Raw genomic sequence first — 23,956 nt, 5'->3', positions numbered from 1 at the left:
GGCCTCCCTTGATTAATGAAATTAATTATACGCAACCTGAATTCATACCGTCAAGAAAGAGGCCCCGACGTTTTCATACCAGTTTTTTGACAATCCGGATACATTGCCGCAAAAAGGCTGTCTTTTCCGTGCGCGACCACCGCAAATCCACATAGGCCGCCCGCTCCCAGCGGGATGCAAACAGCGCGATCTCCGCTTTCAGCTCATCGTCAGCAATCGGCAAGGCATCCATATATTGACGCATGGTCTGTCCCTTTCCAAGCGGGCCGAAGGACTTCTGCAGCCTGTCCAGCACCAGCTGGGCGGCAGACAGCAAGCCATCCCGTCCGGTGACAGCCATATGCCGGGCAAGCCGCGCAAACGCCAGCGCCAATCTGAGCTTCGGCAGCAGCATAACTGCGGCAGCGGCCGCCGGAATGACCAGCAGCAGAACAACCGCGAGCAGCAAGGGACGCACCCCGGTTAACCACAACTGCACAGCCAGAGCCGTCTTCCGCGCGAAGCCGATCAGGCTCTCCATCATATCAGGAGTTGTCTCCACAACAGGCTGTTCCGCCTCTGTGACAGGCACCTGTCCCGGTTCAAAGCCAGGCGTAGGATCGAACGCTACCCAGCCATGCTCGGGAAAATAAACCTCCACCCAAGCATGGGCATCCTTATATGCAATCTGATAGAATCCGCTCTTTCCCTGAACCGGCTCTCCCGGGGCAAAACCTGTCACATACCGCGCAGGAATGCCCTCGCTTCGGAGCAGCACCGTCATCGCCGTAGCAAAATGAGAGCAGTACCCCTTCCTCGATTCAAACAGGAAATCATCGACAAAATCACTGCCCGCCGGAGGCACACTGGTGTCCAGCGAATAGGCGTAGTTCCGCTCCAGATAGGCTTCGACCGCTGAGACCCTCTCATACCGTCCCTCGGCTTCTGACGTTATTTCTGCAGCAAGCTCCCTGACCCGCTCCGGAATATGCGCAGGCAGCTGCAAATACAAGTCTTGAATCGCCGCAGGGTCTCCCCCTGCTGACCGGCGCAGCTCCTGCTCCTTCGGGCGGTTCAGCTCGGCCTTGACCGTATAGCCGCTGATCGGGATCGCCGCTCCGCCCTGGATAGCTATCGTCTGTGCCATACGGTCCACGGACAGCCTCTCCACCTCGCGCCGGACAGTTTCCAGCTCGGTTACCTCCACGATGCTGCCGCCGGACAGCAGCGTGCTTAGACCCGTTTCCGCCTTGGCAAACGTAATCCCCTGAACGACAGTCTCCCGGCCCGCTCCCCCCCAATCCGGCAGGACCGATCTCAGATCAACGCCGGTCTTCACCGAGGACAAAGCAGGCCGGTGCGGCAGCCACTTCCGCCCGTCATATCGGCTGTACACATCACCGCGCCAATACGTCGGCACCGGTGTGGACGCCGTGAACAGCAGCGCATCGTTCATTTCAAGCGGCCCGCCCAATTCCGCATCGGAAGCATCATAGCCAGTCATGGTTACGGTTGGCACCAGCTCGATCTCATGGCGCAGGCTGGCAGCCCAATCCGCGACCGTCATTGCCATTTGCTGCGGAGTCACTCCGGTCCCGGCAGCGGGCTCCGCGATGCCTCCGGCTAAATGACCCGCGCCCAGCATAATGGCAACGGCCACCGGCACAACCGTACACCAGCGCAGCAGCGGGACTCGCCCCGGCTGATGCCGGATGGCGCGGCCGCCCCCAGCACGCACCACAGGGCGAGCGGGATCCAGCCAGAACCTCTGCTCCTGCCCCTGTTGCGAACCCTCGCTCCGTTGCTCGCGCAGCTCTGCCTCCTGCCCCTGTCTTAGTCGGAGCAGCTGCATCATTCCCTGCGCCAGCAGCATAAGCCCTAGCGTATAGGCGATATAGCGATAAGCGCTCTCAATGACAAACAGCTCCAGCAGCAGCAAATACACCAGCGTCGAGACCGAAAACAACCATATCGTCCGGCGATACACCGCCATCATCTGGACTGCCGATACGAGAATGGCCCAGCCTGTAAGCAGGATCAGCGTCCTGCTCTCCCTGCTCAGCTCCGTAAACCGAAGCGTTTGCCTGAATTGCCCGACATCCGTTGGCACGATATCAGCAGCATAGGATACTACCCAGTCTAAAGCCGGCCCGCTCCCGGACAACTGGCCACACAACAGGATAAGGATCACAAGATTGAGCGGCAGCCAGACACATCCGCTTACCGTGAACACCCCTTGGATGATCAGCACCGCCGCCCATAAGGCAAGCGTGTCAACGACCCGTCCGCTGTCACCGCCCAGTTCCAGCAGCGGCAGCAGCCACTGGGAGAGCAGCCCTGCTACAGGCAGCGTAATCAATATACGATAGATCAGCGGCCCTGGGGAAATGCGCAAGAATAGGCTGCTGTGAGGCGGCTCACTTCCTGCAGCAGAATCGTAGGACCCCGAAGAATTCCTTGAAGCTTCAGGCTCCTTGGGCAACACCATTCCCCCAGGCATAACACTGCCGCCAGGAACCGCCTGATCAATAGGCAAACTTTTGCCGCTTGTCTGCATCCTGATCACCTCCATAGTCGGGACCCAGGCGAACCGCAGCGGCCCGCTCGAATCGTCCCTCCGCAACGTTCAGCACGAACAGCCTGCCGCCGAGCGCAAGGAACCGCTGGATCCATTCCTCACTCCCCTTGTCACCGAAACGGTGTGGCTCCGCTGCAGAAGCGCCTGATCCCATACAGCCTGTGCAACAGATCGTAACGCTTCGTCCGGCTGACTGGATGGCGTGCGCCGTCTGCGCCAGCGATCTGCTGACCGTACCGGTAACAATGATCCACGAGGAACGGTCATGCCCCGGTCCTGCATAAGCCGACTTGTAAACCGAACCCGCATGAACCTCTCCAGCGGCAAATAGGCCAGCATCAGGCTGGTTAGCAGCTGACCGCCCAGCGGTATATTGAGCTGCGTCCGAGTGGTTTACAGCAGTTCCTCCAGCGTTATATGAAGCTGCGTTTGACTGGTTTACAGCAGATCGTCCAGCAGCATATCGGGATGCGTCTGACTCGTGTGCAGCAGCTCCTCCGGCGCCATGCTGGCTAACGTCATATTGGTTTGCATCGAGATGACCAGCCGCAGACTGAGCGTCATATCCCAGCTCCGTCTCCCCCTTCTTCCCTGCTGCACCCGTTGCCGCCGCAGGTTCATAGAGTCGGGCGCCGGCCAGCATCTTCAGTGCATGAGCATAGCGCTGCCTCCCGGTCTGTATGCGGCTTGGTTCCTGCGAGCGGCTTGCCTGCATCTGGCTCATCTCTCCATCTATCCGCGCAGGGATCGTCTGTGCATGATAGGTTGTCTGTGTATGGCTTGTCTGCGTAAGGCTCGTCCGTGTGTGGCTCGTCTGCGTATGGCTTGTCCGTGTGTGGCTCGTCTGTGTATGGCTTGTCTGCATGCTTGGCCGCGTGTGGCCGTCCGGCACATCCCTTAAACTCTTGCTGCCTAAGTTCATAGGAGCGATTGGATAGGCTGGACCCTTCGTACCCTGGATAGCAGCAGTGCTTAGCGTATACATGATGCCAATGGACTCCAGGTACTCGGCCAGACCCGCCGCGGCCGAAACCGCCAATTCATATGCCGCCTGCTGCTCGGAAGCTGTAAGAGCGGGATAACCGTCGCTGCCGCTGTATAGCCAAATGTTTGTATTCGAACTCCACCCGCTGCTCGGAAGCATCGTTTGCAATTTTCCGGAGCGTGCAGAATTTTTCCAATGGATGCGGTTCAGCGGATCACCGGGCATATAATTCCGAACCCCGCCCCCTGGATATTCGGCTCTCCTCACAGATGCGGCCATCTCGGCCTCCAGGCGCACATCACCGCCATGACCTGCATAATCCGGTATCGTCACACGCATAGGCCGGGGGTGAACCGTCAATGCCGACTGACCCGGCAGACGGCGCCGGACCCGATACCACCCGAACAGGTCCCCCCATAGGATTTCACTGTCGATATCGGTCCATTCCCCGCGCGGAATATCTGTCAGAATGCAGGTAAAGCTTGCTTTTTGCCGCCAGCCGGGAAACAGCACCTTCGTTGCTCTCTGCTCCCCCACCCGATGCACCACGATCATCCACGGAATCGGAAGCCAGCTTCTCCAGCTCAACTCCACCTGCAGTTCAGCCCGATCCCCGGCCTGTACAACAGAGGGAGTGAACATGCGGCGGACCTGGATTCGGGAAATGCCGAACAGCCGAAGCAGTACGCCATAGGCCAGCATAATGGTACTGATGTACCATATCATCCTCAGGGAAGCTCCCCCAAGCCATAGATAAGCCCCTAGCGAAAGACCCCATAAACCAACGGCACGCAGAAGCTCCAGTCCGTTCTTGCCAAGCCAGTTCATGCTCGACCACCCCGGCGGCTGCGCTGTCGCGGCAGTTCAAATTGGGTCAGCAGCGACGCTATCACTTGGCCTTGAGCCCCGGCCACGGACCTCACGCCGCGATGCAGTTGAATCCGGTGAGCCAGCACCGGCACAGCCGTCCGCAAGCAATCGTCCGGTATAACATACATGCGTCCGTCCAGAAAGGCTGCCGCCTGGGAAGCTCTCATCCATGCCAACGTCCCTCTCGGGCTTATGCCCAGCGCCACATCCTCCCGGCTTCTCGACGCATCGGCTACCGTAGCCATATAACGCTTAATGCTCTCATCCACATAAACGCGCCGCACCGCCTGCTGCATCGATACCATCTCCGTTCCCGTGAGCATCGGCTTCACCTGCTGGCTTAAGCGAGCGCCGTCGAGCCCCCTCTCCAGCAGCACCATCTCCTCCTCAATCCCCGGATACCCAAGGGATAAGCGCATTATGAACCGGTCGACCTGCGCTTCGGGCAGCGGGCTGGTTCCCTCGAACTCATACGGGTTCTGTGTCGCCATAATGAAGAAAGGCGCCGGCAACGGATGCGTGTTGCCATCCACTGTCACATGTCCCTCCTCCATCGCCTCGAGCAGCGCTGATTGGGCCCTTGGCGTCGCCCGGTTAATTTCATCGGCCAGCACGATGTTGGACATCACAGGGCCCGGCCGAAACACAAACTCCCCTGTATGCGGATAGTAGACCGAAGTTCCGGTAATGTCCCCCGGCATCAGATCATAGGTAAACTGAATTCTGTTGAAATCACAGCCCAGACAAGCCGCAATCGTCTTTACCATCATCGTCTTTCCGACACCGGGCACATCCTCAAGCAGCACATGTCCGCCAGCCAGCATCGATATGAACACGAGCGATATTTGCTCCCGATGGCCAACCACGACACCTCCCACCCGCTGAATAACCCGGTTCAGCAGTTCAGGCGCCCAATCCGGCACATTCGGTTCTTCTGAATAAACGGACGAGCCTAACAATAACATCCCCTCCATACCTCGAATAACGTCACAAGATCCGTCATAATATTAAATCTATGAATAGGTTTTCCAAGAATTGAGAGAGTTAGACCTTCAAGAAGAGAAAAGAGGGAATAGAAGCAGAAGGGAACGTGAAAGAGGCGCAGGATCTGGATAAAGATAAGGATCAGATCAGAAACAGAAACAGAAGCAGGAACAGAATAGGAATAGGAATAGGAACAGGAATGGTAACAGGGAAGAAGAGCAGAAAAGCAACAGGGATCCGAAGCCATTAAGAGATTCCGGCGGTCGAGCGGGTGTTTGTTTCCGCTGGGAAGGTCGTTCCGCAAGTTCATTCGATTTGTAAATTCATTGGTTCCGCAGATTTGAATGCCGTCATACTGTCCGCCCTAAATCCAATCGTAAGCGACAATAACGCCGAGAAATGGGCTTGCAAAATAAAAAAACGGACCCGGCCGGATAACTCCAACCAGATCCGTGTTTATAAAGTCAAGGGCAGGCTGTGAAACAACTGCGTGTGGACAGCCTCTGTCCCCTGCATATCAAGCGGCTGACGCCGGTCTTAGTATGCCAGAGTGAACAAACCGTTGATGTGGGACAGGTAGCGCCAGTTGCTCGCTTCCTTCATCAAGGTTGCAGGCAGACCCTTCAGCTGGGTTTTGTTGGCGCCGATCGTACCGATCGCGTCCTTGCGGCCCAGACTTCCAAGCGTACCGGAGAATACCGGCGTGAACTCGGCTTGCGCACCGCCGTTCAGGTAGGCGAACATGTTGTAGCCGATCAGCTCGCCCATCTGCCAAGCCAGCTGAGCTGTTGGCGGGTATGGACGTCCTTCAGGACCCATAACGACTGCGCTGTCACCAGCAACATAGACGTCAGGATGGGAAGTCGATTGCAGGAATTCGTTAACCACGGCGCGTCCGCGGTTCACTTCGATGCCGCAGTTGGCAACAACGGAGTTGCCTTGTACGCCGCCCGTCCATACGAGCGTGCTTGTCTCGATGGTGCTGCCGTCTTTCAGTTCTACTGTCGAACCTTCCATCTTCGTGATCGGAAGACCGGTCAGGAAGTTAACGCCGCGTTTTTGCAGGCTTGTCGTCGCACGGTCAACCAGCTCCGCAGGGAAGCCCGGCAGAATCGAAGGCGCTGCTTCTACACAGTACAGCGTGATTTCTTCCGGATCAATGCCGTACTTGCGAGCAAGCTCGGTTTTCATGTCCGCATACTCGCCGACAAGCTCGACGCCAGTCAGGCCGCCGCCGCCGACAACGATCGTAGCGTCCTTTTTGTTTTTCGTTTTGCTGTATTCCGCAATGCGGCTTTCCACATGCTCGCGAAGACGGTTGGCGTCGCTCACGGATTTCAGGATGAAGCTGTTCTCCTGAAGTCCAGGAATGCCGAAAAATGCTGTCTCACTGCCCAGGGCAACAACCAGCACATCGTAAGTAAATTTACCGCCATCATCCAGAGATACCGAACGCTCGTCAGGTTTGATCTCCTTCACATTGCCGATGCGAAGATCCACATTGGCGTTGCGCAGCAGCTTATCCAATGGAAGAGCAACCGCCTTCTCGGCGATATTGCCTGCAGCCAGACGATGAAGCTCTGTAATAATCTGATGGGTCGGGAAACGGTTGACCAGGGTGATTTTTGCGCCATCGACGCCAAAATGCTCGCGCGCAGAAAGTGCGCTCAGCAGGCCGCCATAGCCACCGCCCAAAATTAAAATATGTTTAGACATGACCATCCTCCGTTCTTCTAGTGGTTAGTGGAATTAACGTTTGCCTTGCTTCTCACGTTCGTTCAATACATCCATGAATGCTTGCGTGAAACGAAGCGCCTTTTGAACCTGCGGGTCCTTCAGCATCTTCATCAAACCGAACAGGCCGATCTGACCTTGGTCGCCTTGCTCATGAATGCGGTCACCTGCTTCAATGGCTGCGGATGCAACATTTTTCACTTTGTCGGTTACAGGTTTGGTAAACCCGGTCAGGGAAGCCATCGTGTCTTCTGCAAGCACAGGGTCAGTCGCAACGGATTTGCCAAAATCATAAGCTTTCGTCATGAATGTCAGCATTTCAGTCAGCTTAGGAAGGTTATCCACAAGGACGGTCAGCGACTCCTGAACCTCCGGCTTCAGCAATTGTTCAAGCACGTCAAGACGGCCCGCCGACGCTCCCTGATTTCCGGCAAGGTTCTCCGGCGTTTCGGACGGTTGCGGGGAAGATGTTTCAGTCATAAAGAATTGCCTCCTTTTCTCTAAGTAGGTTCCCAAGATGAACTTGGCGACGATCGAACCGGTTAGCTATAATTTTCGGTTAACCGGTATCTATTATTCATCCCTTGCCGAAGGGATGCACAGGTGATCTCACTCGCGCCAAAATAAAGCAGGGGGAAGTCTCCCCCTCCTTTACGGAACACACATTCTTTGGGATTGTGATATTTATCTCTAAGTACAGTCTATAACTTGTTCCGTATAATTACAAACACAAATTACAATTTTCGACTAAAAACTTATGCTAAAAAATGGATGCTCCAAACGCGATCACACGCAGCTCCGTATCCGACGCGGTCAGCGACCTTACCGGATGGCTCGAGAAGGCCAGCGCGTCCCGCAACGGCACCCACACTGCACCTCCCCGAAGATGAACGCCCGAGGGGACCGGCGGCTCGCCCGGTTTGCTCAACAGGCCGTTTAGCGGGTCTGCCTGCCACGCTGCGCCTCCGAGGCGCACCTGTACCGTTTTGCTATGCTGATTCCAGGCCACTTCCCCTCCGAGCCGCTCCACCAGCGCCCGCAGCGGAACATACAGGCTGCCGTTTACATTATCGTATTCCCCCGGTTCGAACGCGGTTTCCATCCCGCCGAATTCAATCGCCAGCGTTTTGCCTGGTGCGAACAACGCGGCATTGCCCGCAATATGATCCTTAATCCACTGCTGCGACGGCGCAGGACGATCCGGCAGTTTGCCGCTGACCCTGAACTGTACCGGGGCGGTCTCCGGTTCAAGCGCCTTGAAGCGATAGCCGTGCTGCTTGTAATACGCAATAATGTGCGGCAGCGCCTGAACCGTCTCTTCATGTCCGATCCCGTCGTGCAGCAGCACGATCGCTTCATTGCCGGCTACGGGCGTCGTTGCCCCTTGGACAATTTCACTTGCCGGCACCCCTCTTCGCCTGGAATCGCCGCTGTCCACATTCCAATCGAACACCCGATAGCCCGCCTGGTGAAGCAAGCGGAAATACATTTCGTCGAAATGACCGGCCGTTCCGCCCGGCGCACGGACAAGCTGCGGCCTTTCGCCCGTAATGAGCCGAATGATTTCCTCCGTCTGCTTGATCTGCTTCCAGAAATCCTGGAAGTTCCCGTATAACTTGTCATAACGGTGATCATACGTATGATTTCCAATCGCGTGGCCTTCATCATAAATGCGGTTTATCACCTCTGGACGCTGCTCCGCATACTGTCCCAACACGAAGAAGGTAGCGGGCACCTCATGCTCCCTCAATATCGCCAGCACCTCATCCGTCAGGTCGGACGGTCCGTCATCAAAAGTCAGGTACACCGTCTTGCCAGATTGTTCCGTCCCGGCCTCAGACTCCGGTACCGCTGCTGCGGCCTCGACGGACGCCGTTTTCTTCACAAGCTGCTTATATGATAAAGCCGGTGAGGTGAGGGCTGATGAACTGGACACCTGTACATCCTGATCGGGCGCTCTTGTCACCCGCCCCTCCAATACCGGCGCTTCGCCGGACATTGTCGATTCAGATTCTGCGTTCATCCCAGCCATCACTCCTCTCCATCCTTCCGGCCCTGCCATCAACAATAACGCCAACATGCTAAAAAAGATAAGCGCTGCGCACGCATGACCCGCTCTTCTCATCACAAAACTCTACCTCCACCGTTTCTATGAGTTCGGCTTTCTGGTAGATTATATGGAGATGCTTCTAAAAAAAGACTAGGCGCTGATGATGTTTTACGAAAATATCCGGGTCAGCTGCCAGCGAACCCGGCACACGATTGCCGCTAGGGAAGGCACAGCCAAAGGCATAAACAAAGGCATAGACAAAAGGCCCGCCCTGCATGCAGGCATGCGGACGGACCTTATCATCATATAGCTATGACATCACGGCATCCAATACGGACTGCACATGACCCTTCACCTTAACTTTGCGCCATTCCCGAACGAGCACACCCTCTTCGTCAATCAGGAAGGTGGATCGGACGATGCCCATGTACTGGCGGCCAAACATCGATTTCTGCTGCCAGACGCCAAACATTTCGCTTACCTTGTGCTCCTCATCAGCAAGCAGTGTATAGGGTAAACTGTGCTTGTCGATGAATTTGGCATGGGACGTGAGCGGATCGGGACTGATTCCAAGCACGACGGCACCGGCTTCCTTCAATGCCGAATAATGATCGCGGAAGTCGCAAGCCTCCTGCGTACATGTCGGGGTCATATCTTTCGGGTAAAAAAACAGCACGACCTTCCGTCCGCGAAAATCGCTCAAGGAAACTTGGTCTCCGCTTGAGGACGGTAGGGTGAAATCCGGAACCGTGCTGCCGGTCGTAATGGGTGATGATGGTTCCATGGATAGCTTCAACTCCCTGCTACACGGGCGTTTATGCCCGCAAAATTGATTGTATTGCCAAAAAAAATTATAATAGAGTGAATGTCGAATGTTCAAATCTTCTATCGAAATTATTCATCAGCGTTATCCGAAAGGAAAGAACCCAATGACTAAAAAAACGAAGAAAACCTTAATATGGAGCGTGTGCATCTTTTTTGCAGCAATCCTCGGGTATGGCACTTATTACGGAGTCTCCTTTTACGATGGATTGCAAAGTCTCCAAAAGGAAGGCGAAGCTTCCCCTTTCAAGGATCTTGAAAAGGTGGATGCGAAAGTTCCCGGCCCGCCGGAATGGGAGGGCACCGAGCCTGTCAACATTCTGATGATGGGCGTTGACGCCCGAGGCTTTGAGGAAGGCGAGATCCCTCGCTCGGACAGCATGATGGTTGCCTCCATTGATCCTGTCAACAAGAACATGTATCTGTTCTCTATTCTGCGCGATACATACACCGATATACCAGGACATGGAAAAAATCGGATCAACACCGCCATTACCCACGGCCCGAATACGGCGATGAAAGCGGTCAGCGATCTGCTAGGCATTCCGATCCAGTATTATGTGTATACGGACTTCCAGGGCTTCATCAAGCTGGTTGACTCCGTTGGCGGCGTCGACTTCTATGTAGAGAAGGACATGTCCTATTCCAGTATTGCCGACAAGAACGAATATGACATCGACCTGAAGGAAGGCATGCAGCATCTCGATGGCGATGCAGCGCTCCAGTACGTTCGCTTCCGCTATGACAAGATGGGTGACTACACCCGGACCGAGCGGCAGCGCGAGCTGATCAAGGCGGTAGCCAAGAAAATGCAAACCACCACTTCCATCATGAAGCTGCCTGATATTCTGAAATCGGTCAGCCCATACATCGATACCAACATGGATGTTGAGGACATGTGGAAGCTTGCCAACGTCGCATACAAGAGCAATATGAGCGGCAGCGAACAGGTTCCTCCGATGAAGCTGCTGCGAGAGGAAACGATTGGCGGCGCGGCCGTATTGACCGTTCCGAACGAGGATAACCTGAAAGCGTACATCCAGGAAGTGATGAATCCGCAGGCTGAAGAAGAACCGGCCGAGGGGGACTCTTCAACAGACAATAGTCAAGACTCCTCTGGAGACAGTCCGGACTCCAAATCCAATTCAGCTTCGCTATCCGCCGGAGCAGATAACTAACTTGATTCCATACAACAGTCAGGACAGGCCGCGTTCAAGCAGCCTGTCCTGCTTCATTGAAGAAAGGATGTTTAAAATTTATGACAAAATCCAGACCACGTTCAGAAGCTTTGTATCAGGAAGCCCTTCAGCATATCGTCGGCGGGGTCAACAGTCCCTCCCGCTCGTTCAAGGCAGTAGGAGGAGGCGCTCCCGTATTCATGAAACGGGCGAGCGGCGCCTATTTCTGGGATGAAGACGGAAACCGTTACATCGATTATCTCGCGGCATACGGACCGATTATTACCGGTCATGCCCATCCGCATATTGCCAAGGCCATCAGCACGGCCGCCCAGAACGGCACGCTGTATGGAACCCCGACCGAGCTTGAGATTACACTGGCCAAAATGCTGAAAGCCGCTATTCCGTCTATGGACAAGGTCCGCTTCGTCAATTCCGGCACCGAAGCGGTCATGACGACGATCCGCGTCGCTCGCGCTTATACTAAGCGGAATAAAATCGTCAAGTTCGCCGGCTGCTACCACGGCCACTCCGATCTCGTGCTCGTTGCCGCCGGCTCCGGCCCGTCCACGCTTGGCATTCCGGACAGCGCCGGCATTCCGGGCAGCATCGCCCAGGAGGTCATTACCGTGCCGTTTAATGACCTGGACGGTCTGCGCGCTGCCCTGGAGCGCTGGGGCGATGACGTTGCCGCCGTGATGGTCGAGCCGATCGTGGGCAACTTCGGCATGGTGATGCCGAAGCCGGGATTCCTGGAGGGCCTGTGCCAAATGGCGCATGACAACGGCTCCCTCGTCATCTATGACGAGGTGATCAGCGCCTTCCGCTTCCACTATGGCTCTGCCCAGACGTATCCCGGCCTTGAGAACCACGAGGCTATTCAACCGGACTTGACCGCGCTTGGCAAAATTATCGGCGGCGGTCTTCCAATCGGAGCCTACGGCGGCCGCAAGCATATTATGGAGCAGGTCGCCCCGCTCGGCCCTGCATATCAGGCCGGCACGATGGCAGGCAATCCCGCTTCCATCGCAGCGGGGATCGCCTGCCTTGAAGTTCTGCAGGGCGAAGGCGTATACGAAGAGATGGAGCGGCTGACGATCAAGCTGACCGAAGGGCTGCAAGCATCAGCCGAACGCTGGGATGTCCCGCTGACCATCAACCGCATCCGCGGCTCCTTCTCCACTCATTTCTGCGATCATCCGGTTACGAATTATGACGAAGCGCAGGATACCGATGGGGAAGCGTTCGCTGCCTTCTTCCGCCATATGCTGGATCGCGGCATCAATCTCGCGCCGTCCAAGTATGAAGCCTGGTTCTTAACGACCGCCCATACCGAAGCGGATATTGAGACAACCATTAAGGCCGCGGAGGAATCCTTTAAGGCCATGAAGAATGAATAACATGAACGATTCCATAACGACCATCACAAGTTCACTTAAAGCAAGTTTCTGAGGGATTTCTGAACGAAAGGAGATGCCGTTGAATGAAAAAGCTGCTCGATAAATTATAACGCTCGTGCCTCTCGGCCTGGCTGCCCTCCCATGCTCTATGTCCATCCGGAGGATCGACCGCAATTCGAGCATGCCATTGCCATGGATTTCTCCGGTCCCGTCCGGTTACGGGAGGCCTGCAGCCTGCTCGCATACGGGCCCCTCCTGGCACCTATTCGCTTCATGCCGCTTACGTCCAAACCGATAATGGAGGGATTTCGCCATGATGAGAAGTGAAGAACAGATGATGGAACTGGTGCTGAAGGTTGCAAGACGGGATGAACGGGTGCGTGCGGTGACACTCGAAGGCTCGCGGACGAACCCGAACGTGCCGAGGGATATTTTTCAGGATTACGATATCAGCTACCATGTTACCGAGATGGACAGCTTTCTGAAGGATCCCGGCTGGGTCGATGTGTTCGGCGAGCGGGTGATCATGCAGACTCCCGAGGATATGGCTATGTTTCCTCCCGAGCTTGGAAACCGGTTCTCGTATCTGATGCTGTTTACAGATGGCAACCGGATTGACATGACCCTGATTCCGATTGAAGAGAAAGAAGCCTATTGCCAGGAAGACAAGCTGCTCAAGGTTCTGCTCGACAAGGACGGCACCTTTCCTGTTATCCCCCCGCCGACAGATGTGGATTATTGGGTCAAGCGCCCCTCGGCGGCCTACTATGCCGATTGCTGCAATGAGTTTTGGTGGGTATCCACCTATGTGGCCAAAGGGCTGTGGAGACAGGAAATCTTGTACGCCCAGGAGCATCTCAACAACTATGTCCGGGCGATGCTCATGAAAATGCTGGAATGGGAGGTCGGCACCCGGACCGACTTCTCGCTCAGTGTCGGCAAATGCAGCAAATATATAAAGAACCATTTGCCGGAAGACAGGTGGCAGCTGCTTATGGATACCTATGCCGGGGGATCATACGAAGCGGTGTGGAATGCACTATTCGCAAGCGGACGTCTATTCCGTCTAACAGCCAAGGATGTGGCAGCCCGTCTCGGCTATACGTATCCACTCGAAGAGGATCAGCGGGTGACGGACTATCTGGAGCGCGTCCGACAGCTTCCGAAGGGAGCAACGCAGATTAGATAACAAGAGCGGCCCTCGCACAGACAGAGATTCTGTCGGTGCGGGGCCGCTTTTTTTCATACGGGGCGGAACATGACAATCCATTACTTACTGAAGTGAATTACAGATTAATAAAGGCGGTTCGCAGTTTGGCGACATATTGAACGTCAAGGCCGAGCCCTGTTGCAATCGCCGCTAGCGGAACATAGGTTTTGTCTTCTTTACCTACCTTGTGCAGAAACGCCGGGGCTTCAATCGGAACGTCCGCACCGTTCACCTTGATCGTGTTAGCGCCGATCTTGACCACAACCGTCTGATCTCCGTACGTGATGGTCGCGCTGGAGGTTTTGTTGTCCCACTTCGTCGCGGCTCCAATCGCGTTCACGATATCCTGGATAGCCACATAATTTCGATTGCTCCGCATAATCGGCTGGTACGGTGTGATCAAGTCCTCGCCTTTGACCACAATCCGCATCGGCTGCCCGGATTCCGGGACCGGTGACAGCTTGTAGCTTCCCCATATCGTTCGGGCGAATGCCTTGGCAATCGTTTCATACCCGTACTGGTTCGGATGAATGTCCTTTTTCAGAATATGGGTCATCGTCAGCTCGGAGCCGACGAACTCCTGTGCCACATGCGCCACCTTGATCTTAACGCCCCGCTCGCCGAATTCCGCAGCCAGCTCGTCAATCATGCGGGTGAACTCCCGCGTAGCTTCAACAAGCTGAACATAGGTCGCTTCGCCGGCAATTTTCGGAACCGGATTATACTGGTCGGCCAGTACGATAAGCGCATCCGGGTTGAGGGCATGAAGCTGGGTAAGCACAGCGGTTACGTTCTCTCTGTACAGCCGGAACATCTCCTGCAGGCGCGCTGTCAGCTCTGCCTCGCTAAGATCGCTGGCGGTATGAACAAGCTCGATCAGGTCATTGCCGCCAATCGTTACGGTGATCAGATCCGCTTGGACCAATACCGGCTTCAGCTGGGCTGCCCCTGCGCCAATCTGCTGAGCGCGTGGATCAATCTGGGCCAGTCCAGGCTGAATCTCTTCCGCCCGAATAGTGCGGCCTTCGGATATCGCCCGGACGTAGTTTCTCAGTCCGCCGGTTTTCAATCCGCCGATGCCCAAGTTGACGACCTCGGTCCGTCCATGGTAGAGCGCCTGCTCGTGCACTCGCTCCACGAAGCCGTAAGGTCTGCTGCCTGGCTGCATGCCGGGCTCATAACCTACGGTCAGCGAATCGCCAAGCGCGACGATCCGGTATGTATGCTGCTGTGCCAGCTGCGTATTCGCGGATACCGATGCCGCCCCGGGACCGAGCCAGGTTGCTGCGAGCAGCATTGCGCCTGCGGCGACAGCAACGCATTTTTTCCAAACTTTTCGCATATCCTCACTCCCATAACGATAAAATCTATGAACATCCTTATTTTACCACTCCCATTGATAGAAAGTACATTGCCAGCTTGATCGCTTTTGTCTGTAAAAGCATAAAAAAATGGACAGCCCCTTGCTCGCTGCCCATTCCTGAATAAAACCGATAACTTCACTAACCATCAAACATTGTCTTTGTCATCCTTCGGCTTCGCTTGATCCTTATGGCCCGCCTGCTTCATGTACTTGTCATACCGACCGTCCACTTCCTTGGCCATGCTGCGGAATTTAAGCGTTTCTTCCACAATCGGATCAAGCTGGGTTTGAATCCGGATTTCATATTTCGGGGAGACGAGACGACGCTGCTCCTTTTCCCGGTCCTTGTCCTGCATCTCGCCTTCCGTCAACATCTCACTAAGCTGGCGCTCCAAATCTTGTTCCGATGAATCATGCATCGTGTACAAACCCTCCTTTTGCCTTAGTGTTCCGGCTGGATGGCGACATTATCCGCTGTTGATCCCGGTTTTGGCCTCTATTTCCGGCTTCAGCTCCCGGTGCTTGCTTCCTTCATCACATCCAGGATCGCATTGTGAATGCGCCCATTGGTTGCGACGACATTGCGCACGGATAGCTCGTACGGACGGCCATTCAGATCAGTTACCGTGCCGCCGGATTCCTGAATGAGCAAGGAGCCTGCCGCAATATCCCATGCATTCAGGCCGACCTCCCAGAATCCGCTCAGACGCCCTGCAGCGACATAGGCCATATGAAGGGCTGCCGATCCTCCGGCTCTGACATTGCGAACCTTCGGCACCAGCGCCTGAAGCGCGGCCATATTTTGCGGCAGGAGCGTTGACGTTTCCACCGGAAAGCCTGTGGCAATCAAGCTGCTTGACAGCTTCTCTTCCTTCGATACCTCGGTCGGATTGCCATGAACATAAGCGCCCTTGCCCTTCTCCGCCACGAACAGCTCATCCCGGGAAGGATCATAGATGACACCGACGATCACTTCACCCCGATGCACAAGCGCAATGGATACGGAGAAGAACGGAAAGCCGTGCACGAAATTCGTCGTTCCGTCCACCGGGTCAATGATCCATAAATACTCTTCCTGACGGGCGGCCTCCAGCGCTTGGGCCGAAGCCTCCGGCCCCGGCTCTACCCCTTCCTCTCCCAGGATCGCATGATCAGGGAAATGGGTCAGGATCAGTTTACGGATCATCTGCTCTGCGCCCTTATCGACCTCTGTCACCAAATCTTGAGCGGATGTCTTGGTGCTGAGCTGCGCAACCGTGCCAAGTCTGCTTTTGATCCACTCGCCCGCCTTCGCGGCGCAATTGATCGCCACAGCCGTGTAACTCTTGCTGCTGACTACATAAGGTACTTTATCCTTCTCGTTCAAATGGCTCACTCTACTTTCTATATCAATCTATGATATTACATCGTATTCACTTCATCCCCCGTAGGTAAGGGCTACATTCTATTCGGATACAAAATGGTAGATAGACCGTCAGGCCTTTACACAAACGTACCTTAATTTCCATAATTTTGCAACCCATAGTTTTACTTGACTAGACCTAATCCAGCGCTCACGGTTCAATCCGAACCGAAGCCCCATTTACGATTTCAACGCCCTCTTCGCGATAGCCTGCCAGATCCTCCATCAGCTTAAACAGCGCTCCGTCCTTCCTCTTGGCCTCTATCATGACATCCAGCCTGGAGGTTGTTCCGGCGATGCTCCGAAGGAAGCCCAGAAGCGGTGCCACCTCCACCTCATCCGCATGACTGCGGGGATCTGACGGACTTTTGGGACTGGACACGTGAATCTTGGGCGGAAGCGGGTGGTCAGGCTGTGAGCCCGCCTGAGCAAGCGGGGTGGTCCATGTCTGCACAATGTGCGGCCACAGATCCGCCGGCGACTCCCCATCATGATTTACCCATTGGTGATGAAGGTCCAACACCATCGGCAATCCGGTTGCTTCACATACCGCCAGCGTCTCCTTGGCCGTGAAGGTTTTATCATCATTTTCGAGCGTCAGGCGCTCCTTGATCTCCTGGTCAAGTTCGTGAAAATGCTCCACAAATCTCGCCGCAGCGGAAGGCTTGTCTCCATACGCGCCACCGATATGTATATTATTCTTCATGTCGGCGTCAAGCCCCATCGCCTTCAGCATGCGTACATGCTGCTTCAAGTCGCCGATTGAATTCCGCAACACTTCGGGTCTAGGGGTGCTGAGCACCGTGAAATGATCCGGATGAAAGGACACCCGCATCTTCTGTCGCTTAACGTAGCTGCCTATTTCCAAGAATCCTGCTGACAGGGCCGGGAACGGATCCCAATCCTGCATGTCCTGATGTGTCGCCAGTGGAATCAGCTTGGAGGAAAAGCGGTAGACCTTGATGTCATGGGCCTCGTTATGCTTGAGCAGACGGAGCGTATTGTGGAGGTTCTCATTCGCGATCCGTTCAAGCTTTCGCAGGCCTGCCTCCCTGTCCTCAAGCTTTGAGAAACTTTTCATGGTCATCGTCCTGGAAGGCGATGCATTCTCAATAACGGTTGACATAGCCACATAGCCGAAGCGGACAATCACGCATGGTCTCCGAAGAACATTTCATGGGCGAGCGCGGTCTGCATCTTGGACTCTTCTTCCGTCAGCCTGCGCACAAGCTGCAGCTCCACCGACGTCACTTCCTGTCCCTGAAAATTAATCTCGGCAACACATGCCGTAATCCGCACGATCGCCACCGCAACATTGTCCGGAGAGTAAGCGATCACTTTCTGCCCGGTTGGAAACACCCGAAGGCCCTGCTTCAGCATCTTCCCCCGTCCATACTCCAACAGCTCGTACAGCTCCTGCTCATTCTTGAACTTGCAAACGGAATTGAACTCGGTTTGAAATCCCATGTGCCAGCTTCCTTTCGTTATAAATTTATACTCAAGGGGAGCCGCTGCAATAGACGGACTCCCCCCGGCGTTATCTATATTGTTATTCCTTGTACACCATGATAAACCTTCTTCGGCTTGACTGCACATGTACAATTCCATAGATTGCGGAACAAGCCAGCTGGACTTCGGATCGCTCCTGGATCCAGATTTCTTCACTTATCGCCTTGGCGGTGGAACTTGAGGGGGACATAGGCGAGCGCCTTGCTTCTTCAGCCCCTCTTCGCCTTCGCTTCCGGCCGTTATGCTGTCCAGCACGGATGAATGGGCTTTATTCAACTTCTATTAGAATTGATTCTCATATACCAGGGACTGCTTGCTGTTGTAGCGCTCAAGGCCAAGCTCAATCATTCGTTCGAGCAGCTCCCGGTAGGAGACACCTGTCTCTCTCCACAGCAGCGGATACATACTGAACGGTGTAAAGCCAGGCATCGTATTGACTTCATTGATCATAATCGCGCCGTCCGAGCGACGGATGAAGAAATCGGCGCGGGTAATGCCGCTGCCTTCAATCGCCTTGAATGCCTGGATCGCCAGCTCGCGCAGCCGATCGGCCGTATCCGGATCAATGCTCGCCGGAATCTGCATCTGCGATTGTCCGTCGGTGTACTTGGCAGCATAGTCATAGTATTCGCTGGAAGAGACGATTTCACCCGGCACAGATGCCATCGGCTCATCATTGCCAAGCACGCTGACCTCCACTTCACGGGCATCCACAAATTGCTCGACGATAATCTTGTTATCGAATTTCAGCGCCGTTTCGATCGCGCTGGTCAGCTGCTCCCGGTCTTTCGCCTTGGATATGCCGACGCTCGACCCCAGATTCGCCGGCTTGACAAAGCAGGGGTAGCCCAGCTTATCCTCAATGCTCTGAAGCACATCATGCTGGCTGCGATTCCACTGGGTGCGATTGAAATAGTCGTAATCGCATTGCGGCAGTCCGGCGATCTCGAACAGCTTTTTCATCACTACTTTGTCCATGCCTGCTGCCGATGCCAGCACGCCGGTTCCGACATAAGGAATGTCCGCCATTTCGAACAGTCCTTGAATCGTGCCGTCCTCGCCAAACGTTCCGTGCAAAAGCGGGAACATGATGTCGACCTTCGGCTGCTCGCTGCCATAGAGCCGGCTGAATACGGCATTCAGCGCCGCCTCAGTTCCTTCCCCTTGCGAAAGCTTCAGCTCTTCCTGCTCCGAGAAAGGAGCGGACATGACTGCGCCTACCTTCCACGTTCCCTGCTTCGTAATATAAAAAGGGAGGATCTCGTACTTCTCATAATCAAACGCGTTCATCACGGCAAATGCCGTCGAGAGCGAAACCTCGTGCTCCCCCGATTTCCCGCCGTATACCAAACCAACCGTCAATTTGTTCTGTCCCATGTCAACCTCTCTCTTGTCCGTAATGCAGCTTGTTCATGCTGTCTCCCATGCGTAAACGGCTTTCATCCTTTTACAGCGGAGCTAATGATCTATCCTTAAAATTCATCAGGGATATGGTAAAAACGATACTGCGTCCGATCGTTCCATGCATAGGAATCCCGGTAATCCCAGTAGCGGTGCCGGCTGCTGACCGTATGTGCGTTCACCAGAGGCATCCCCTCTGCATCGAACGCGGTCACGATGGTGCTGTGCTGATAAGCCCCGTCTCCGTTCCAGTCATACAGAATTACATCGCCAAGCATGAGCTGCTCGGGCCGTTCCACGAGCTCGCCCCGAAGCCCGGATGCACTGGTGCCTAAATAAATGGCCAGACTGTTGGATACCGCCCAGCTATAGCTCCACCACTCGCGCTTATTGATATAGCCTTTATACCACCAACCCGTTTCTCTTTTACCAGTATAGTGGATTGGGGCTTTGCCTGCAAAGAGGCATTGCGAGACATAATTCGTGCAATTCACATCGAATACGGCAAACTCCGGGTTGCCGGAATCCCACCAGCGGTCCGCATAAGCAGCCGCGGCTTCGCGGTCATATCGCCCCGATCTGGGATGACTGCCTCCGGCATATACGCGGTTATTCAGCAGCGGAATTGAAGGGAGCGGTTCCCCGCCGCTAGCCTCTGTCTTGGCCTCCAGATTCCACGCGGGATGGCGTTCGTCCGACAAGCGCTCGATACCGACGATAAGCCAGGAATCCCCGTCCCGCACAAGCGTAAGCCGCTCCAACTGAATGGTGTCCTCCCGGTGGGTCACCCCTCTTTTATCATAATAAAACAGGCTGTGAAGCCTTACGTCCACGGTAACGCTATCCTCGGTTTCATGCACGACGCGCTGCAGCTTCGCCCGGGTCTCGCTCTTCAGCGGCAATACGCCCCTTTCCTCAAACCACGCCGCCAGACGAGACTGGCGCTCCCCGCGTTCCATTAAATAATCCAGGTCTGTGACGATCTGCTCTTTCAGCCCTGAGGAGTAATCAATCCGGTTCTGATTATACTGATTGACATAGGTATATAATGCGTTTTTCCACGGCTGTTCCGCTTCCGTTACGCTGCTCATTGCCATTCCCTCCTTCAACATCAGCCCTATTCCCTATCACAACTATATGAAGTAATCCGCTCTGCTATGAACCCCCTTCCGAATAGGCTTCACTACCGCTTCCTTTCCTCTATCTTTCCCGCGTCCCCGAAGCCTTGAAATACGCCCTGAATCAGGCAGTATGTCTACAAAATCGGGCTTCTCGATCTCTCAAAAAAAACTTTACGTACAGGGGTGAAAACGTTATACTTAAAGTATGTTGAATTTTGAAATTGAGTTTCATCTGGTGGAACTACAGCCAGATTGACAGCACACAAGGAGGATCATGTATGCCAGTAAAGGATCAGTTCTCTATCTCCCGTAATCTTACGGTAGGGGGCAAGGAATACTGCTATTTCAGCCTGCAGGCCCTCGAAGAGCAAGGACTTGGCCAAATCTCCAAGCTGCCTTTCTCTATCCGGGTACTGCTTGAAGCAGCTGTCCGCCAATTTGACGGACGGGCAATTACCGAAGATCATGTCAAACTGCTGACCAAATGGAATGAAGGTCTAGGCAGCAATAAGGAAATCCCATTCATTCCAGCTCGTATCGTTCTCCAGGACTTCACCGGCGTACCGGTCGTTGTTGACCTGGCGGCTATGCGTGACACCGTTAAGAAAGCCGGCGGAGATCCGAAGCAGATCAACCCGCTCGTTCCGGTTGACCTTGTCATCGACCACTCCGTCATGGTTGACGCGTTCGGTACCGATCAGGCACTGGAATACAATATGAAGGTTGAATTTGAGCGTAACGAAGAGCGCTATCGCTTCCTGCGCTGGGCTCAAACCGCATTCAACAACTTCCGTGCGGTGCCGCCGGGAACAGGGATCGTTCACCAGGTTAACCTGGAGTATCTCGCATCGGTTGCCGCCACGAAGACTGTTGACGGCGAAACGCTGGTCTTCCCTGACTCCCTCGTAGGTACGGACTCCCATACGACCATGATCAACGGTCTGGGCGTTGTCGGCTGGGGCGTTGGCGGTATCGAGGCTGAAGCCGGCATGCTCGGTCAGCCACTCTATTTTGTAACCCCTGAGGTTATCGGCTTCAAACTGACAGGCAGCCTTGCGGAAGGCGCAACGGCAACTGACCTTGCCCTGACTGTAACGGAACTGCTCCGCAAAAAGGGCGTTGTCGGCAAATTCGTGGAGTTCTACGGCCCTGGCCTTGCGAACATCAGCCTGGCTGACCGTGCAACGGTTGCTAACATGGCTCCGGAATACGGCGCTACGATCGGCTTCTTCCCTGTCGATGACGAGACGTTGGCTTACCTTCGCAACACCGGCCGTACCGATGAGCAGGTAGCGCTGGTTGAGAATTATTACAAAGCGCAGAACATGTTCCGCACAGCGGATACGCCGGATCCGGAGTTTACCGATGTGATCGAGCTGGATCTGGCTTCGGTTGTACCAAGCTTGGCTGGTCCGAAGCGTCCTCAGGACCGCATCGAGCTGACCCAAATGAAAGAGAACTTCAACAACATCATCCGCACCCCGATTGAGAAGGGCGGCTATGGTCTGAGCGATGAGAAAATCGAGCAGAAGGTTGAAGTTACCCATAAAGACGGAAGCAAGAGCACTATGGGTACAGGCGCCGTAGTTATCGCGGCAATTACAAGCTGCACGAACACTTCAAACCCTAGCGTTATGCTCGGTGCCGGTCTCCTTGCGAAAAAAGCGGTGGAGCGCGGCCTGACGAAGCCAGGTTACGTGAAGAGCAGCTTGACTCCGGGTTCCCTCGTCGTTACCGACTACCTGGAGAAAGCCGGATTGCTCCAGTACCTTGAAGCACTCGGTTTCTATGTAGCTGGTTATGGCTGCGCAACATGTATCGGTAACTCCGGTCCGCTTCCGGACGAAGTAAGCGAAGCGATCGCTGACAACGACATGACGGTAGCTGCCGTGCTGTCCGGTAACCGGAACTTCGAAGGCCGCGTGCATGCACAGGTGAAGGCGAACTATCTGGCTTCTCCTCCGCTCGTAGTTGCTTACGCACTGGCAGGTACGGTCAATATCGACCTCCAGAACGATCCGATCGGCTACGATCCGAACAACCAGCCTGTATATCTGAAGGATATCTGGCCTACAAGCGCGGAAATTCGCGAAGCGATCGGACTGTCCGTCAGCGCAGACGCATTCCGCAAGAAGTACGAAAATGTATTTACTGCCAACGAGCGCTGGAACCAGATCCCTGTTCCGGAAGGCGAACTGTATGAGTGGGACGACAAGTCCACTTACATTCAGAACCCGCCGTTCTTCGAAGGACTCGGCAACGGGCTGTCTGACATTCAGGACATCAAGCAGGCTCGCGTACTCGCCCTTCTCGGCGATTCCGTAACGACCGACCACATTTCGCCAGCAGGCAACATTGCGGTGAACAGCCCGGCAGGCAAATACTTGACCGAGCACGGTGTGGAACGCAAGGACTTCAACTCCTACGGCTCCCGCCGCGGTAACCATGAGGTCATGATGCGCGGTACATTCGCGAACATCCGGATCCGCAACCAGGTTGCGCCTGGAACCGAGGGTGGTGTGACAACATACCTGCCAACCGAGGAAGTGATGTCGATCTATGATGCTTCGATGAACTACCAGGCTGGCGGACAGAACCTGATCGTTATCGCTGGTAAAGAGTACGGTACCGGAAGCTCCCGTGACTGGGCTGCCAAAGGAACCTTCCTCCTCGGCGTCAAGGCGGTTCTGGCTGAAAGCTTCGAACGGATTCACCGTTCCAACCTCGTCGGCATGGGCGTGCTTCCGCTCCAGTTCCAGGACGGCCAGAGCTGGAAGAGCCTTGGGCTGACCGGACGTGAAACCTTTGATATCGAAGGGCTGAGCAATGACGTCAAGCCAGGGCAAGAGCTGAAAGTGGTCGCTACCCGCGAGGACGGCACGAAGTTCGAATTCCCTGTAACCGCTCGTCTTGACAGCATGGTTGATGTGGATTACTACCATAACGGCGGCATCCTGCAAACGGTGCTCCGTCAAATGATCGCTTCGAACCAATAAGCAGGTCATTCGTACTCCTAACATCCAGACACAGGCTCTAGGCATATATCCCCAGCATCCATGACCGGATGCCGGGGATTTTGTTTATTCCGTAATGCGATCTTCCTGAATTTCAGACAAGGGGTTTCGCTGCGGGCCATGCGGGTTATATCCTTGTAAAGGCCGTTTATATCCCTGGCGGCTATGGGAGGACTACCGCTATGATCAAAATCCATCATCTTATGCCTTATCACTATCAATATCCTAGACCGTACTATATATCCGCAAGCAAAAAGGCCAATGACGCTAAACCGACCTTTCAGGAAATACTGAATCAGAAAATGAAGGAATCGCAGGCAAAGCGCAAGCCATAATACACGTTAAGGAATGCCCGA

19 protein-coding genes are annotated in these 23,956 nt (G+C 54.8%); 5 read left to right on the top strand and 14 right to left on the bottom strand.

Annotation, left to right across the window (positions count from 1 at the left end):
- Positions 1 to 73: 73 nt before the first annotated feature.
- From CHH67_RS15215 to bcp, 7 genes are all read right to left on the bottom strand, one after another.
- On the bottom strand, positions 74 to 2,536 hold the full coding sequence (locus CHH67_RS15215) for a transglutaminase-like domain-containing protein (RefSeq protein ID WP_176475579.1): 2,463 nt from the start codon (positions 2,534 to 2,536) through the stop codon (positions 74 to 76).
- Entirely contained in the window at positions 2,505 to 4,370 is a 1,866-nt protein-coding gene (locus CHH67_RS15210; protein WP_095266059.1) for a DUF58 domain-containing protein, read from the bottom strand. The genes CHH67_RS15215 and CHH67_RS15210 overlap by 32 nt, the downstream gene beginning before the upstream one ends.
- Positions 4,367 to 5,377 carry an AAA family ATPase gene (locus CHH67_RS15205; protein WP_095266035.1) on the bottom strand — a complete coding sequence of 337 codons (1,011 nt, stop codon included), beginning with the start codon at positions 5,375 to 5,377 and terminating at the stop codon, positions 4,367 to 4,369. The genes CHH67_RS15210 and CHH67_RS15205 overlap by 4 nt, the downstream gene beginning before the upstream one ends.
- 556 nt (positions 5,378 to 5,933) lie before the next feature.
- Positions 5,934 to 7,112: an NAD(P)/FAD-dependent oxidoreductase gene (locus CHH67_RS15200; protein WP_095266058.1), complete on the bottom strand. Its 1,179-nt coding sequence runs from the start codon at positions 7,110 to 7,112 to the stop codon at positions 5,934 to 5,936.
- Between the two features lie 33 nt (positions 7,113 to 7,145).
- A complete protein-coding gene (locus tag CHH67_RS15195; RefSeq protein ID WP_095266034.1) occupies positions 7,146 to 7,610 on the bottom strand; it encodes a DUF1641 domain-containing protein in 465 nt (154 codons plus the stop codon).
- 280 nt (positions 7,611 to 7,890) lie between these two features.
- A complete protein-coding gene (locus CHH67_RS15190) occupies positions 7,891 to 9,153 on the bottom strand; it encodes a polysaccharide deacetylase family protein (protein ID WP_230875815.1) in 1,263 nt (420 codons plus the stop codon).
- 337 nt (positions 9,154 to 9,490) lie between these two features.
- Positions 9,491 to 9,964: a thioredoxin-dependent thiol peroxidase gene (bcp, locus tag CHH67_RS15185; RefSeq protein ID WP_095266033.1), complete on the bottom strand. Its 474-nt coding sequence runs from the start codon at positions 9,962 to 9,964 to the stop codon at positions 9,491 to 9,493.
- 145 nt (positions 9,965 to 10,109) lie between these two features.
- Between bcp and CHH67_RS15180 the strand changes: the two genes are divergently transcribed.
- The 3 genes from CHH67_RS15180 (at position 10,110) to CHH67_RS15165 (ending at position 13,769) form a co-directional block, all read left to right on the top strand.
- On the top strand, positions 10,110 to 11,180 hold the full coding sequence (locus tag CHH67_RS15180; RefSeq protein ID WP_095266056.1) for an LCP family protein: 1,071 nt from the start codon (positions 10,110 to 10,112) through the stop codon (positions 11,178 to 11,180).
- An 80-nt stretch (positions 11,181 to 11,260) separates the two neighbouring features.
- Positions 11,261 to 12,580: a glutamate-1-semialdehyde 2,1-aminomutase gene (locus CHH67_RS15175; protein WP_095266032.1), complete on the top strand. Its 1,320-nt coding sequence runs from the start codon at positions 11,261 to 11,263 to the stop codon at positions 12,578 to 12,580.
- A gap of 316 nt (positions 12,581 to 12,896) precedes the next feature.
- A complete protein-coding gene (locus CHH67_RS15165; protein ID WP_095266055.1) occupies positions 12,897 to 13,769 on the top strand; it encodes an aminoglycoside 6-adenylyltransferase in 873 nt (290 codons plus the stop codon).
- Between the two features lie 97 nt (positions 13,770 to 13,866).
- On the opposite strand, the gene CHH67_RS15160 is transcribed toward CHH67_RS15165, so the two are convergent.
- The 7 genes from CHH67_RS15160 to CHH67_RS15130 form a co-directional block, all read right to left on the bottom strand.
- Positions 13,867 to 15,132: an SGNH/GDSL hydrolase family protein gene (locus CHH67_RS15160; protein WP_095266030.1), complete on the bottom strand. Its 1,266-nt coding sequence runs from the start codon at positions 15,130 to 15,132 to the stop codon at positions 13,867 to 13,869.
- Positions 15,133 to 15,299: 167 nt separating this feature from the next.
- Positions 15,300 to 15,572: a hypothetical protein gene (locus CHH67_RS15155; RefSeq protein ID WP_095266029.1), complete on the bottom strand. Its 273-nt coding sequence runs from the start codon at positions 15,570 to 15,572 to the stop codon at positions 15,300 to 15,302.
- 89 nt (positions 15,573 to 15,661) lie between these two features.
- Positions 15,662 to 16,519, bottom strand: a complete 858-nt coding sequence (locus tag CHH67_RS15150; protein WP_095266028.1) for an inositol monophosphatase family protein — start codon at positions 16,517 to 16,519, stop codon at positions 15,662 to 15,664.
- 187 nt (positions 16,520 to 16,706) lie between these two features.
- Positions 16,707 to 17,708, bottom strand: coding sequence for a UV DNA damage repair endonuclease UvsE (gene uvsE, locus CHH67_RS15145; RefSeq protein ID WP_095266027.1), 1,002 nt, complete (start codon positions 17,706 to 17,708; stop codon positions 16,707 to 16,709).
- Positions 17,705 to 18,022, bottom strand: coding sequence for a hypothetical protein (locus tag CHH67_RS15140; RefSeq protein WP_095266026.1), 318 nt, complete (start codon positions 18,020 to 18,022; stop codon positions 17,705 to 17,707). Before CHH67_RS15140 ends, uvsE begins: the two co-directional genes overlap by 4 nt.
- A gap of 324 nt (positions 18,023 to 18,346) precedes the next feature.
- Positions 18,347 to 19,441: a D-alanine--D-alanine ligase gene (locus CHH67_RS15135; RefSeq protein WP_095266025.1), complete on the bottom strand. Its 1,095-nt coding sequence runs from the start codon at positions 19,439 to 19,441 to the stop codon at positions 18,347 to 18,349.
- Positions 19,442 to 19,536: 95 nt separating this feature from the next.
- The gene (locus tag CHH67_RS15130; RefSeq protein ID WP_095266024.1) at positions 19,537 to 20,556 is read right to left on the bottom strand and encodes an amidase domain-containing protein; all 1,020 of its coding nucleotides are present in this window, start codon (positions 20,554 to 20,556) and stop codon (positions 19,537 to 19,539) included.
- A gap of 308 nt (positions 20,557 to 20,864) precedes the next feature.
- Between CHH67_RS15130 and acnA the strand changes: the two genes are divergently transcribed.
- On the top strand, positions 20,865 to 23,582 hold the full coding sequence (gene acnA, locus CHH67_RS15125; RefSeq protein ID WP_095266023.1) for an aconitate hydratase AcnA: 2,718 nt from the start codon (positions 20,865 to 20,867) through the stop codon (positions 23,580 to 23,582).
- Between the two features lie 200 nt (positions 23,583 to 23,782).
- On the top strand, positions 23,783 to 23,935 hold the full coding sequence (locus CHH67_RS26230; protein WP_176475578.1) for a hypothetical protein: 153 nt from the start codon (positions 23,783 to 23,785) through the stop codon (positions 23,933 to 23,935).
- Positions 23,936 to 23,956: the final 21 nt, after the last annotated feature.

The sequence above is a fragment of the Paenibacillus campinasensis genome, assembly GCF_002272015.1.
Classification (GTDB): domain Bacteria; phylum Bacillota; class Bacilli; order Paenibacillales; family Paenibacillaceae; genus Paenibacillus_AQ; species Paenibacillus_AQ campinasensis.
The sequence above is the reverse complement of the archived record's forward strand: the minus strand, read 5'-3'. Positions and strand labels throughout refer to the sequence as shown.